The organism is Streptomyces decoyicus (assembly GCF_019880305.1).
GTDB lineage: Bacteria > Actinomycetota > Actinomycetes > Streptomycetales > Streptomycetaceae > Streptomyces > Streptomyces decoyicus.
On the sequence record NZ_CP082301.1, the window covers coordinates 2,872,837 to 2,886,703 of the forward strand.

Annotated in this window: 11 protein-coding genes; 3 read left to right on the forward strand and 8 right to left on the reverse strand. The window is 69.0% G+C overall.

Annotated features, from left to right (window positions below):
• Positions 1-107: 107 nt before the first annotated feature.
• The 3 genes from K7C20_RS12670 to K7C20_RS12680 all read right to left on the reverse strand — a co-directional run bounded on the left by K7C20_RS12670 (position 108) and on the right by K7C20_RS12680 (position 3,565).
• A complete protein-coding gene (locus K7C20_RS12670; RefSeq protein ID WP_030082082.1) occupies positions 108-461 on the reverse strand; it encodes a DUF4233 domain-containing protein in 354 nt (117 codons plus the stop codon).
• A gap of 2 nt (positions 462-463) precedes the next feature.
• A complete protein-coding gene (folC, locus tag K7C20_RS12675; RefSeq protein ID WP_030082084.1) occupies positions 464-1,978 on the reverse strand; it encodes a bifunctional tetrahydrofolate synthase/dihydrofolate synthase in 1,515 nt (504 codons plus the stop codon).
• 132 nt (positions 1,979-2,110) lie between these two features.
• Positions 2,111-3,565: a peptidoglycan D,D-transpeptidase FtsI family protein gene (locus tag K7C20_RS12680; protein WP_053208778.1), complete on the reverse strand. Its 1,455-nt coding sequence runs from the start codon at positions 3,563-3,565 to the stop codon at positions 2,111-2,113.
• A 249-nt stretch (positions 3,566-3,814) separates the two neighbouring features.
• Between K7C20_RS12680 and K7C20_RS12685 the strand changes: the two genes are divergently transcribed.
• The gene (locus K7C20_RS12685; RefSeq protein ID WP_048829525.1) at positions 3,815-5,029 is read left to right on the forward strand and encodes a hypothetical protein; all 1,215 of its coding nucleotides are present in this window, start codon (positions 3,815-3,817) and stop codon (positions 5,027-5,029) included.
• On the opposite strand, the gene K7C20_RS12690 is transcribed toward K7C20_RS12685, so the two are convergent.
• Positions 4,995-7,616: a valine--tRNA ligase gene (locus K7C20_RS12690; protein ID WP_053208779.1), complete on the reverse strand. Its 2,622-nt coding sequence runs from the start codon at positions 7,614-7,616 to the stop codon at positions 4,995-4,997. The two genes, K7C20_RS12685 and K7C20_RS12690, sit on opposite strands and share 35 nt — an antisense overlap.
• A gap of 151 nt (positions 7,617-7,767) precedes the next feature.
• Between K7C20_RS12690 and K7C20_RS12695 the strand changes: the two genes are divergently transcribed.
• Both K7C20_RS12695 and K7C20_RS12700 read left to right on the forward strand, forming a co-directional pair.
• A complete protein-coding gene (locus K7C20_RS12695) occupies positions 7,768-8,727 on the forward strand; it encodes a hypothetical protein (protein ID WP_053208780.1) in 960 nt (319 codons plus the stop codon).
• A 192-nt stretch (positions 8,728-8,919) separates the two neighbouring features.
• Entirely contained in the window at positions 8,920-9,204 is a 285-nt protein-coding gene (locus K7C20_RS12700) for a hypothetical protein (protein WP_150127172.1), read from the forward strand.
• Positions 9,205-9,317: 113 nt separating this feature from the next.
• On the opposite strand, the gene clpX is transcribed toward K7C20_RS12700, so the two are convergent.
• The 4 genes from clpX to tig all read right to left on the reverse strand — a co-directional run bounded on the left by clpX (position 9,318) and on the right by tig (position 13,806).
• Entirely contained in the window at positions 9,318-10,601 is a 1,284-nt protein-coding gene (clpX, locus tag K7C20_RS12705) for an ATP-dependent Clp protease ATP-binding subunit ClpX (RefSeq protein ID WP_020397704.1), read from the reverse strand.
• 170 nt (positions 10,602-10,771) lie between these two features.
• Positions 10,772-11,449, reverse strand: coding sequence for an ATP-dependent Clp protease proteolytic subunit (locus tag K7C20_RS12710; protein ID WP_030082099.1), 678 nt, complete (start codon positions 11,447-11,449; stop codon positions 10,772-10,774).
• 65 nt (positions 11,450-11,514) lie between these two features.
• Positions 11,515-12,117 carry an ATP-dependent Clp protease proteolytic subunit gene (locus tag K7C20_RS12715; protein ID WP_030082101.1) on the reverse strand — a complete coding sequence of 201 codons (603 nt, stop codon included), beginning with the start codon at positions 12,115-12,117 and terminating at the stop codon, positions 11,515-11,517.
• Between the two features lie 297 nt (positions 12,118-12,414).
• Positions 12,415-13,806 carry a trigger factor gene (gene tig, locus K7C20_RS12720; RefSeq protein WP_030082103.1) on the reverse strand — a complete coding sequence of 464 codons (1,392 nt, stop codon included), beginning with the start codon at positions 13,804-13,806 and terminating at the stop codon, positions 12,415-12,417.
• Positions 13,807-13,867 lie beyond the last annotated feature (61 nt).

A 13,867-nucleotide genomic window follows, 5' to 3' on the forward strand; every position in this document is an offset into this window, starting at 1 on the left:
CAGCGGGTGCATTGAGGCTACATGGGTGACCAGGCCCTGCGCGGGCCCGCCCCCGGCCTCCGACGCGCCCCTGAGGGCCTCGCCGGGGCCGGGCGACGGCAGGCCTCCTAGGCGGGCTCCGCCGGAGCCTCGGCCTGCGCCGCCCAACGGGCCTTCGCCTCATCGATCTTGCGGCCGAAGTGGACCGACGCCCACCACAGGGCCGCGAAGACCGCGCCGAGGAAGAACATCGTCGGGACCACGAAACCGCTGCCGATCAGGGCGATCTGCAGCACCCAGCCGAGTTGGACACCACCCGGACGGGTCAGCATCCCGCACAGCAGGATGCTCAGCAGCATCGCGATCCCGCTGACCGTCCAGATCGTGGCCGCCGACAGTTCGGTCATCTGCATCGCGACCAGGCCGGCGAAGCCGATCACGAAGAATTCGCCTATCAGGGTGCCGGCACACAGCGTGCGCATGGTCAGCTCCTCCCCATCAGCAGCCGGGCCTCGCCGACCGTGATCACCGAGCCGGTCACCAGCACACCCGCTCCGGAGAACTCGCCCTCTTCCTCGGCGAGGGTGATCGCCGCTTCCAGGGCGTCGTCGAGCCGGGGCTCGACCTGGACCCGCTCGGCGCCGAAGACCTCGACGGCGACGGCCGCCAGCTCATCGGGATCCATCGCACGATGGCTCGAATTACGTGTCACCACGACCTCGGCGAAGATCGGCTCGAACGCCTCCAGGAATCCCCGTACGTCCTTGTCCGCACTGGCACCGACGACGCCCACCAGCCGGCTGAACCCGAACGCCTCGGTGACCGCCTCGGCCGCCGCCCGCGCGCCCGCAGGGTTGTGCGCCGCGTCCAGCACGACCGTCGGGCTGCGCCGCACGACCTCCATCCGGCCGGGCGAGCTGACGGCGGCGAACGCGGAGCGGATGGTGTCGATGTCGAGCGTGCGGGCGTGGTCGGAGCCGACGCCGAAGAACGCCTCGACCGCAGCGAGCGCCACCGCGGCGTTGTGCGCCTGATGGGCGCCGTACAGCGGAAGGAAGATCTCGGGATACTCGCCGCCCAGTCCGCGCAGCGTCAGCATCTGACCGCCGACCGCGACCTCGCGGCTCAGCACCCCGAACTCCATGCCCTCACGGGCGACCGTGGCATCCACCTCGACCGCGCGCTTGAGCATCACCGAGGCCGCGTCCACCGGCTGCTGGGCCAGCACGACCGTGGCGTCCTTCTTGATGATCCCGGACTTCTCACCGGCGATCTGCTCGGGCGTCTCCCCCAGCCGGTCGGTGTGGTCCAGGGCGATGGGGGTGACCACGGCGACATCGCCGTCGATGACGTTCGTCGCGTCCCAGGTGCCGCCCATGCCGACCTCGACGACCGCGACGTCCACGGGGCTGTCCGCGAAGGCGGCGTACGCCATCGCCGTCAGCACCTCGAAGAACGACAGGCGGTACTCCTGCTGGGCGTCGATCATCTCCACATACGGGGCGATGTCCCGGTACGTCTCGATGAACTGCTCGGCGGAGATCGGGGCGGCGTCCAGACTGATCCGCTCGGTGATCGACTGGACATGCGGGCTGGTGTAGCGGCCGGTGCGCAGGTCGAAGGCGGACAGCAGGGACTCGATCATGCGGGCGGTGCTGGTCTTGCCGTTGGTGCCCGTGATGTGGATGGAGGGATAGGCGCGCTGGGGCTCGCCCAGGATGTCCAGCAGCGCAGCGATGCGCTGGACGGACGGGTCGAGCTTGGTCTCACCCCAGCGGCCTGCCAACTCGTCCTCGACGGCGCGCAGCGCACGGTCGACCTCGGGATCGGCCGGGCGGGCAGGGATGCCGTCCCCTTGCGGCGGCCCGGCCTGGGCGCGCAAGGTCCGGCTGCCGGCCTCGATCACCGCAAGATCCGGGTCACGGTCGGTCTCCGCCTCGACCAGTTCGTCGAAGGCTTCGTTCGGGTCGGGGTCGTCGTTCTGGGGGCGCTCGCTCACGCCGACCAGTCTACGAGGCACGTGTGACAGCGGTGCGCTGCGCTGCCCCCGGCGGTACCGCGCCGCGTCCCGGGGCGGCGGGCGGTGTGACCCGCCCCCGGAACGCGCCCGTACGCCGGAGCCGCCCCTCGCCTACGACAGTGCCGCCTTCATCATGGCCCGTGCGATCGGGGCCGCCAGCCCGTTGCCGGAGATCTCGTTGCGGGCGGCATGCCCGTCCTCGACCATCACGGCCACCGCCACCTGGCGTCCCTCCCTGTCCTTGGCGTACGAGACGAACCAGGCGTAGGGCGTACCGCTGTTGTCGACACCGTGCTGGGCGGTGCCCGTCTTGCCGCCGACGGTCAGTCCGCCGATCTTCGCGCCGGAGCCGGTGCCCTTGTCCACGACCGTCTGCATCGCCGATTGCAGCTGCTGAGCCGTGCCTGCCGACATGGTCTTGCCGTCGCCGTACGTCGTGGGGCCGAAGTCCTGGACGGTGTTGCCGCCGCCGTCGGTCAGCGCGTCGACCAGCTGCGGGGTCCGGAGCTCGCCGCCGTTCGCGATGGCCGAGGAGATCATCGCCATCTGGAGCGGGGTCGCCTGGTCGTCGAACTGGCCGATCCCGGACAGCGCGGTCTGTGCGTCGTCCATGTCGGAGGGGTAGCGGCTCGTGCCGGCCCGCACCGGGGTGTCCACCTTCTCGTCGTTGAAGCCGAACTTCTCGGCCTGCGCCTTCACCTTGTCCTTGCCCAGGTCGACGGCCATCTTCGCGAAGACGGTGTTGCAGGAGTACTGGAGCGCGGTGCGGATATCGGCGTTCTTGCAGGGCGCGGAGGCGCTCTCGTTGGTGAGCTTGGTGCGGGTGTGCGGGAGGGTGTACGGGTCGGGGCTGTGGGTGGCCTCGTCCACCGAGGAGTACAGCCCGTTCTCCAGCGCGGCCGCGGCGACCACCAGCTTGAACGTGGAGCCGGGCGGCAGCGGCTGCCGCAGGGCCCGGTTGACCTCGGGGTGGTCCGAGTCGTCGGACATCTTCTTCCAGGCCTTCTGGTCGGCGCCGCCGGAGCCCGCGAACTTCCCCGGGTCGAACGACGGGGTGCTGACCATGCCCAGGACCCGCCCGGTGGCCGGGTCCATGGCGATGGCGGCGCCCTTCTTGCCGCCCAGCGCCCGGTGGCCGGCCTTCTGCACCGCGGGGTCGATGGCGGTGGCCACATCGCCGCCCTTGGCCCGGGTGCGGGTCAGCGCGTCGGCGGGGCTCTGGAGCCGGCTGTCGGAGCCGTCGAGGAGGTCGCCGTAGAGGTTCTCCAGCTGGTTGCTGCCGAAGATCTGCGAGGTGAAGCCGGTGACCGGGGCGTACAGCGAGCCGTCCTTGTAGGTCCGCTTGTACTTGAGCGTGGAGGAGGTGGCGGCGGAGCCGGTCACCGGTTCCCCGCCGACGAGGATGTTGCCCATCGGCGCCGCGTACTTGCCGATCGCCACCCGCGGATTGTGCGGGTCCTCCTTGTACTCACCGGCCTTTGCGCCCTGAAGCCAGGTGACCCAGCCCATCAGCGCGACGATGAGGGCCAGGCAGAAGATCGCGGCCCGGCGCAGGGGCTTGTTCATGGGGGCGCGGCTCCTCGGTGGTGGACGTGCGGTTCCGCTGGAACTCCGGCATTCGGGCATTCGGGCATTCCGTCCCACCGTGCCTCGGCCACATGAGAGCGCCATGAGAACGCCCGGATCGCCCGGCCGGGACAACGTGTCGCCGCCGTTCGCCCTCTTCGACGGCGGGCTGTGCACGTCCCCGGTGATCATCACGAGGCAGCGCGGGAAGGCAGGAGCTGAAGACGGGTGCCGGCGATCAGTCAGCGGATGCATTTGATACTGCTCACCGCCTGGACGGTGCTGTGGTTCGTCGTCGTCGAGCCGCACGGCGGATTCTCCTGGCACTATCTGCGCACCGGCGGCGCACTGATCTACCAGGGCGACGCCGGCGACGGCTCCGGCGGGCTCAACCTCTACGCGCACCACCCCGAGCTCCAGATGGGCCCGCTCAGCTTTCTGACGGCCGGGCTGTTCAACCCCTTCCCCGAGGCCACCGGGCAGTTACTGGCCGCGGCCCTGATGTCGCTGCTGGGCCTGGTCATCGTGGTGCTGGCGGGCCGCAGCGCCGCCCACCACTTCCTGGGCACCGGCACCAACCACCAGCGGCTGCGGCAGCGCGTACTGATCGCCGGACTGGCCTTCATCCCCATGTGGATCGAGGTGGCGGTCCGCTTCGGGCATCTCGACGACGTCCTCGCGCTGTTCTTCACCGCCCTCGCGGTACGGGCCGTCACCCGCGGCAACCCCGCCCTCACCGGCGTCTGCCTGGCCCTGGCGATGGACTCCAAGCCCACCGCACTGGCCTTCCTCCCCCTGCTGCTCGCCCTGCCGCGGGAGAAGTGGCTGCGCGCCGGGCTGTGGTGCGCGGGGCTGGTCGCGCTCGCCTGGCTGCCGTTCTTCCTCGGCGACTCGCAGTCCTTCGCCGCGGCGAAGTTCGCCATCCCCAACCATCCGGCGTCGGCGCTGCGCCGGCTGGGCGTCGGCGACCCCGAGACGCCCGGCTGGGACCGCCCCGCGCAGGCCGCCCTCGGCCTGGCCCTGGGCTCGGTCGCCGTCTGGCGGGGCCGCTGGGCGGCAGTGGTCCTGCTGGGCGCCAACGCCCGCATCGTCCTCGACCCCAGCGTCTACACGTACTACACCGCGTCGGTGCTGCTCGGCACCCTGCTGTGGGACGTGATCGGCCAGCGCCGGCTGGTCCCCTGGTGGAGCTGGCTGGCCCTGCTCATCCTCTACGGCAGTGTCTTCGCCGTCCCCGACGATGCCGCCCGGGGCCTGATCCGCCTGGCGTTCGTGGCCGTCTCGACGGCGTATGTCCTGTTCTGGCCGGTACGCGAACGGGGGCGGCGGGGGCAGAGACGACGCAGGCCCCCCGCCCGTACGGACGAGGGGCCTGCACACGAGGGGCCCATGGGCGGCCCGGGTACCGGACCGTGGCCCGGTCCCGCGCCTACGCCTGGGGCAGGGCCGCCAGCTGGGCGGTGATCCGGACGATGTCCGCCTCCGCGGCCTCCAGCCGGCCGCGGATCTTGTCCACGACCTTCTCCGGCGCCTTGGCGAGGAACGCCTCGTTGCCGAGCTTGGCGGTGGCCTGCGCCTTCTCCTTCTCGGCGGCGCCCAGGTCCTTGGTCAGCCGCTTGCGCTCGGCCTCGACGTCGATGGTGCCGGACAGGTCCAGCGCGACCCTCGCACCCGCGACCGGCAGCGAGGCGGTGGCGCTGAAGTCCTCACCGGCCGGCTGGAGCCGCAGCAGCGAGCGCATCGCGGCCTCGTGCGCGGCCAGCGCCGTACCGGACAGCTCCAGCTGCGCCGGGACCTTCTGGCCCGGCTGGAGCCCCTGGTCGGAGCGGAAGCGGCGGACTTCGGTGACGACCTGCTGGACCGTCTCGATCTCCCGCTCGGCGGCCGCGTCCCGGAAGCCGGAGTCCTTCGGCCAGTCGGCGATCACGACCGACTCACCGCCGGTCAGCGTCGTCCACAGGGTCTCGGTGACGAACGGGACGATCGGGTGCAGCAGCCGCAGCGTGACGTCGAGCACCTCGCCCAGGACCCGGCGCGAGGCGTCGGCGGCCGGGCCGCCCGCCATGAACGTGGTCTTGGACAGCTCGACGTACCAGTCGAAGACCTCGTCCCAGGCGAAGTGGAAGAGGGTGTCCGACAGCTTCGCGAACTGGTAGTCGTCGTAGTACGCATCGACCTCGGCGACGACCGAGTTCAGCCGGGACAGGATCCACCGGTCGGTCGCCGACAGCTGCTCGGCGGGCGGGAGTTCGCCCTCCACCGTCGCACCGTTCATCAGCGCGAAGCGGGTGGCGTTCCAGATCTTGTTGGCGAAGTTACGGGACCCCTGGACCCAGTCCTCGCCGATCGGGACGTCGACGCCGGGGTTGGCACCACGGGCGAGCGTGAACCGGACGGCGTCCGAGCCGTAGGAGTCCATCCAGTCCAGCGGATTGACCGCGTTGCCGAAGGACTTGGACATCTTCTTGCCGAACTGGTCGCGGACCATGCCGTGCAGCGCGATGGTGTGGAACGGCGGGGTGCCGTCCATCGCGTACAGCCCGAACATCATCATCCGGGCGACCCAGAAGAAGAGGATGTCGTAGCCGGTGACCAGGACAGCGTTCGGGTAGAACTTCTCGACGCCGGGGGTCTGCTCGGGCCAGCCGAGCGTGGAGAACGGCCACAGCCCGGAGGAGAACCACGTGTCCAGGACGTCGGTGTCCTGCGTCCAGCCCTCGCCCGTGGGCGCCTCGTCGTCCGGTCCGACGCAGACGACCTCGCCGTTCGGCCCGTACCAGACGGGGATGCGGTGGCCCCACCACAGCTGCCGCGAGATGCACCAGTCGTGGAGGTTGTCGACCCAGCCGAAGTAGCGGGACTCCATCTCCTTGGGGTGGATCTTGACCTGCCCGTCGCGGACCGCGTCACCCGCGGCCTTCGCCAGCGGGCCGACCTTGACCCACCACTGCATCGACAGCCGCGGCTCGATGGTGGTCTTGCAGCGCGAGCAGTGCCCGACGGAGTGCGTGTACGGGCGCTTCTCGGAGACGATCCGGCCGTCGGCGCGCAGCGCACCGACGATCGCGGAACGGGCCTCGAAGCGGTCCAGGCCCTGGAACGGGCCGTGGGCCGTGATCACACCGCGCTCGTCGAGGACGGCGAGGTTCGGCAGGTCGTGCCGGCGCCCGATCTCGAAGTCGTTGGGGTCGTGCGCCGGGGTGACCTTGACCGCACCCGTGCCGAACTCCGGGTCGACGTGCTCGTCGGCGACGACCGGGATGCGGCGGCCGGTGAGCGGCAACTCGATCTCGGTGCCGACGAGATGGGCGTAGCGCTCGTCCTCCGGGTGGACCGCGACCGCGGTGTCCCCGAGCATCGTCTCGGCGCGCGTCGTCGCCACGACGATGGAGGCGTCGCCCTCGCCGTACCGGATGGAGACGAGCTCGCCCTCGTCGTCCTGGTACTCCACCTCGATGTCCGAGATGGCGGTCAGACAGCGCGGGCACCAGTTGATGATGCGCTCGGCGCGGTAGATCAACTCGTCGTCGTAGAGCCGCTTGAAGATCGTCTGGACGGACTTGGACAGGCCCTCGTCCATCGTGAAGCGCTCACGCGACCAGGCGACACCGTCGCCCAGGCGCCGCATCTGGCCCGAGATCTGCCCGCCGGACTCGCTCTTCCACTGCCAGACGCGCTCGACGAACGCCTCACGGCCCAGGTCGTGCCGGGAGACGCCCTCCTTGGCGAGCTCCCGCTCGACGACGTTCTGGGTCGCGATACCGGCGTGGTCCATGCCCGGCTGCCAGAGCGTCTCGTAGCCCTGCATGCGCTTGCGGCGGGTGAGCGCGTCGATCAGCGTGTGCTCGAAGGCGTGCCCCAGGTGCAGGGAGCCGGTGACGTTCGGCGGCGGAATGACGATGGTGTACGGCGGCTTGTCGCTCTTCTCGTCCGCCTCGAAGTAACCCCGCTCTACCCAGCGCTCGTACAGCGGCCCCTCTACATCGGCCGGCGTGTACTGAGTCGGCAGTTCGGGGGCGCTGTGGTTGCTCTGCTGAGTGTTCTCGGTCACGACGGACAGTGTACGGGCGCGGATGTCGCAGCTTCGAATCGGTTTCGCCCCCGGGGCAACGGCTGTCAGCGGCGTCGTACAGGATGTCGGCAGCGCATAAATATCACGCAGAACTTCAACTGGCTCCAGTTGTCACGAGGGGAACCGTTCCATGAGCTTCAACCAGCCGCCTCCCGGCCCGTACGGCCAGCAGCCCCAGCAGCCCGGTCCGTACGGCCAGCCGCAGCAGCCGCAGGCCCCGCAGCCGGGCTACGGCTACCCGCAGCAGGGCGGCCAGGTTCCCCCTCAGCAGGGCTACGGCTACCCCCAGCCCGGCCAGGCGCCCCCTCAGCAGGGCTACGGCTACCCCCAGCAGGGCGGCCAGCCCGGCTACGCCCAGCAGGCTCCGTACGGCGGCCAGCAGACCCCCTACGGCGTGATCCCGCAGGGCCCCCCGGAGACCGGCGGCGGCAACGGCAAGAAGATCGGCCTGATCGTCGGCGCGGTCGCGGTCGTCGCGGCGATCGGCGTGGGCGCGTACTTCGCCTTCGGGTCGGGCGGGGATGTGAAGCCTTACACGATCTCGTTGCCGAACACGCTGCTGAGCGGGCAGTTCACGAAGGCTCAGAAAGCCGGCAACTCGGGTACCGAGGACTTCGCCAACGACAAGGAAGCCAAGGCGCTGGGCATCACGAACGCCAAGGGCGTCAACTCCGGCTACAAGGGGGACGGCGGGCTCCAGCTGACGGTCGGCGGCCTGTACGGCAACGTCGCCGACCCGGGCGGAACCGTGGGCCAGATGTTCGCCAAGGTGGACGAGGGCCAGAAGAAGACCTTTGAGGACAAGGGCGCCAAGATCGAGGACGTCACTCCGACGACCGAGTACTCCCCGAACGACTTCGACGGCTCCGTGATGAAGTGCAGGACCCAGAAAATCACGATCACGCGGAGCGGCGTGAGCGTGCCCGTCACCGTCTCCACCTGCATCTGGGGCGACAGCAGCGCCATCGGCGTCGTCCAGGCACTGGCCGCACCGTCCCCCACGGGTGGCGCCACCGCGACGACGCCCGGCGCGGAGCAGCTTTCCGAGAAGACCGCCAAGATCCGCAATGAGGTCCGCAAGGAGAAGTAACGGCACTGCCCCGGCCCTTGTGGCTTCCTGGCGCTCGATGAGGATGCCCCATCGAGCGCCTTTCCCGTGCGGGAACGCGCCGCCGGCACATCCGGCCGATCCATGGCTAAAACCTCATGCATGCCAGGGAAACCGCATTCATGCGCTGAACCTTCACCCCGACCAGAAGATCAACAACAAGGGGGATTTGTCATGTGCAACACAGTACGGCGTCTGGGTGCGGCGACTGGAGTGCTCCTGGCGGCGTGCGCGCTGCCGATCGTGGCGACCGCGCCGGCTCAGGCCACAACCAAGCAGTGCGAATCGTTCCTTGCCGGCGCCGGATACAAGGTCGGCCCGAAGGTGCATTCCGCGTGCAAGGACTCGGCGAGTGGCGGCAACTACGACACCAGCCATTTGGAGTGTGTGGTCCAAATGGTGGCGCTGGGCATCAGGAATGATCTCGCCGACATCGCCTGCACGCGCGCGAAGAACTGACCGGCTTCCCGCACGCACGAGCCGTCGGTCATCGCCGGTGACCGGCCACAACACAGAGCCGCCCGGCAGCGAACGCGCTGCCGGGCGGCTCTCGTGATGCGTACTGCGTGCGCCTACGCGCTCTTCTCCTGTGGCTCGCCCGAGTCGCCGCGGTTGCGCGGCACCAGGGTCGGGTTCACATTCGAGTGCACGACGTCCTCGGTGATGACGACGCGGGCCACGTCCTTGCGGGACGGGATCTCGTACATCACCGCCTGGAGGACCTCCTCCATGATGGCGCGCAGACCACGGGCGCCGGTGCCGCGCAGGATCGCCTGGTCGGCGATGGCCTCCAGGGCCGGGCGGTCGAAGTCCAGCTCGACGCCGTCGAGTTCGAAGAGGCGCTTGTACTGCTTGACGAGCGCGTTGCGCGGCTCGACCAGGATCTGCAGCAGGGCCTCGCGGTCGAGGTTGTGGACCGAGGTGAGGACGGGGAGGCGGCCGATGAACTCCGGGATCATCCCGAACTTCACCATGTCCTCCGGCATGACGTCCTGGAGCTGGTCCTTGGACTCGATCTCCCGCTTGGAGCGGATCGTGGCGCCGAAGCCGATGCCCTTGGCACCGGACCGGGCCTCGATGATCTTCTCCAGGCCGGCGAAGGCACCGCCGACGATGAAGAGGACGTTGGTGGTGTCGATCTGGATGAATTCCTGGTGGGGGTGCTTGCGGCCGCCCTGGGGCGGGACGGAGGCGGTGGTGCCTTCCAGGATCTTCAGCAGCGCCTGCTGGACGCCCTCGCCGGAGACATCGCGGGTGATCGACGGGTTTTCGCTCTTCCGGGCGACCTTGTCGATCTCGTCGATGTAGATGATGCCGGTCTCGGCCTTCTTGATGTCGAAGTCCGCGGCCTGGATCAGCTTGAGGAGGATGTTCTCGACGTCCTCACCGACATAGCCGGCCTCCGTCAGCGCCGTGGCGTCGGCGAACGCGAAGGGGACGTTCAGCATCCGGGCGAGGGTCTGCGCGAGCAGCGTCTTGCCGGAGCCGGTCGGGCCGAGCAGCAGGATGTTGGACTTGGCGAGCTCGATGCCCTCTTCGCCGCGGCCGGGGCCGTTCTCGCCCGCCTGCACCCGCTTGTAGTGGTTGTAGACGGCCACCGAGAGGGCCTTCTTGGCGGGGTCCTGGCCGACGACATAGCCGTTCAGGAACTCGTAGATCTCCCGCGGTTTGGGGAGCTCCTCCCACCGCACCTCGGAGGTCTCGGCGAGTTCCTCCTCGATGATTTCGTTGCAGAGGTCGATGCACTCGTCGCAGATGTACACACCAGGTCCCGCGATGAGCTTCTTCACCTGCTTCTGACTCTTTCCGCAGAATGAGCACTTGAGCAGGTCGCCGCCGTCACCGATGCGTGCCACGAGGTGCTTCCCCTTCGCCTGGGATCCGCATTGCTCCACGGACCCGGGTGCTTGCCTATCGACGGTACCTTGCCGGGCCCCCCGTACGGGCCCCCCTTGGACCGACTCGGTTCACTCGATCCCGGTCCGGTCCAAGGGGGCAACGCTCCGGCTCACTTCGCGAAGATCGCCTAGCCGATCGAGACGGACGACTTCCGCGTCGAAACGATCTGGTCGACCAGACCGTACGCCAGGGACTCCTCGGCGGTCAGGATCTTGTCACGCTCGATATCGTCACGGATCTTCTCGATCGGCGTGGAGGAGTGCTTGGCCAGCAGGTCCTCCAGCTGCGAGCGCATCCGCAGGATCTCGTTGGCGGCGATCTCCAGGTCGGAGACCTGGCCGCGGCCGGTCTCGCTGTACGGCTGGTGGATCAGCACACGGGCGTTCGGCAGCGCCATCCGCTTGCCGGGGGTGCCGGCGGCGAGCAGCACGGCCGCGGCGGAGGCCGCCTGGCCCATGCAGACCGTCTGGATGTCCGGCTTCACGAACTGCATCGTGTCGTAGATGGCCGTGAGCGCCGTGAAGGAGCCACCCGGGCTGTTGATGTAGATCGAGATGTCCCGGTCCGGGTCCATCGACTCCAGGCACAGCAGCTGCGCCATGACGTCGTTGGCCGAGGCGTCGTCGATCTGCACGCCGAGGAAGATCACGCGCTCCTCGAACAGCTTCGCGTACGGGTCGTACTCGCGCACGCCCTGCGAGGTGCGCTCGACGAAGCGCGGGACGATGTAGCGGGACTCGGCGCGCGGGCCGGAAAACTCGGACTCCGCGCCCTGGGAGAGGCCGCTGCCGGGGTAGTTGTTCATCGTGGTGTTCACCGTCCTGGTGGCGATCAAGTGGGGTGGGGGCTGTAGGGCGAGTGGTACGGGGCTCAGGCCCCGGTGCCGCCCCCGCCCGGAACGCCTGCGGCGGAGGTCATCACATCGTCGATCAGGCCGTACGTCTTGGCCTCATCGGCGGAGAACCAGCGGTCGCGGTCCGAGTCCTGGGTGATCCGCTCGACGGTCTGACCGGTGTGGAAGGCCGTCAGCTCCGCCATCCGCTTCTTGGTGTGCAGCAGCCGCTCGGCGTGGATCTTGATGTCCGACGCGGAGCCGGCCAGGCCCGCGGAGGGCTGGTGGATGAGGATCTCGGCGTTCGGCAGCGCGAAGCGCTTGCCCGGGGTGCCGGCGCTCAGCAGGAACTGGCCCATGGAGGCGGCGAGGCCCATCGCGATCGTCACCACGTCGTTCTTGATGTACTGCATGGTGTCGTAGATCGCCAACCCGGCCGAGATCGAACCGCCCGGGGAGTTGATGTAGAGGAAGATGTCCTTGTCCGGGTCCGCGGCGAGAAGAAGCAGCTGCGCGGTGATCTTGTTGGCGATGTCGTCGTCGACCGGCTGGCCGAGGAAGATGATCCGCTCGCCGAGCAGCCGGTTGTAGACCTGGTCGCCGAGGCCACCGAAGGTCGGCTCAGCGGCGGCGGAAGGCATCGGGATCGTCACGTGTCCACCTGCTCGTTGTCGGACGGCTCCAGGCCGTCTCAGCGTCGTCTGCTGGGGCGTGGGGAGGCGGCGCCGTGTGTGGCCCCGGCGCGATTCCAGGGACTCCCCTGCCCTCGTATCTACGGACCCTAACGCGCAGGTCGGACAACGCCATCCCGCATCGATAACTGTTCGCTGTGAGCGCAGGCTCACGGGGCGGTACGACCGCGGGCCCGAACACGCGGACGTGCGTGTTCGGGCCCGTGGTCAGAAAACTGCGCGCAGGCGCAAGGCGGCGTCCGGGGCTCAGGCCTCGGGCTTCTCCTCGGCACCCTCCGCCTCGACCTCGGTGGCCTCGGTGGCCTCGACGGTCTCGGCGGTCTCGTCCTCGTCGTCGAGCTCGATGAGCTCGCCGTTGCTGTCCTTGACCGTGGCGGCCTCGACGACGACCGCGAGGGCCTTGCCGCGGGCGACCTCACCGACGAGCATCGGCACCTGGCCGCCCTCGACGACGGCCTGGGCGAACTGGTCGGGGGACATGCCGGAGGACTGCGCGCGGCGCATGAGGTGCTCGGTGAGCTCCTCCTGGCTGACGTTCAGCTTCTCCTTGTTGACCAGCTCGTCCAGGATGAACTGGGTCTTGATGCCCTTCTCGGCCTGCTCCTTGGTCTCGGCGTCGAACTCTTCCTCGCTCTTGCCCTGGATCTCCAGGTACTTCGCGAGGTCGAGGCCCATCTGGCCGAGCTGGTGGTTCACCAGGTTGTGCTTGCGGGTCTCGATCTCGTCCGCGAGCAGCTTCTCCGGCATCGGCACCTCGACGAGCTTGAGCAGCTCGTCCAGGACCTTCTCCTGAGCCTGGGTGGCCTGGTCGTACTTCTTCATCTGCTCGAGGCGCTTGCGGCTGTCCGCCTGGAGCTCCTCGAAGGTGTCGAACTCACTGGCGAGCTGCGCGAAGTCGTCGTCCAGCTCGGGCAGTTCGCGGGACTTGACCTCGGTGACCTCGACCTTGACCTCGGCCTCCTTGCCCTCGGCGGAACCGCCCTTGAGCTCGGAGGTGAAGGTGGCGCTGCCGCCGGCCTCCACACCGGTGACGGCCTCGTCGATGCCGTCGAGGAGCTCGCCGGAGCCCACGGTGTAGGTGACGCCCTCGGCGACACCGTCCTCCAGGACCTCGCCGTCCACCTTGGCCTCGAGGTTCAGCGTCAGGACGTCGCCGTCCTGGGCCGCACGCTCGACCGGGCTGGTCGTCGCGAAGCGCTCACGCAGCTGCTCGACGGACTTGGTGACGTCCTCGTCCGACACCTCCACGGCGTCGACCTCGACCTCGATGCCGGAGTAGTCCGGGATCTCGAGGGCGGGGCGGATGTCGACCTCGGCGGTGAAGGCCAGCAGCTCGCCGTCCTTCAGCTCGGTGATGTCGACGTCGGGCTGGCCGAGGACGTTCAGCTCACCCTCGTTGACCGCTTCGGTGTAGAACTTCGGGAGCGCGTCGTTGACGGCCTCCTCCAGCACGGCGCCACGACCGAACCGCTGGTCGATGACCCGGGCCGGGATCTTGCCCTGACGGAAGCCCTTCACCGTGACCTGCTGGTTGATCTTTTTGTACGCCGCGTCGAGGCTGGGCTTGAGCTCCTCGAAGGGCACCTCGACAGTGAGCCGAACCCGAGTCGGGTTCAGGGTCTCCACGGCGCTCTTCACGGTTCGGTCTCCTTGGGGCTGACTTCTGGGGTTCTGCTTGAGATCTGCCCGTACCCGGCTG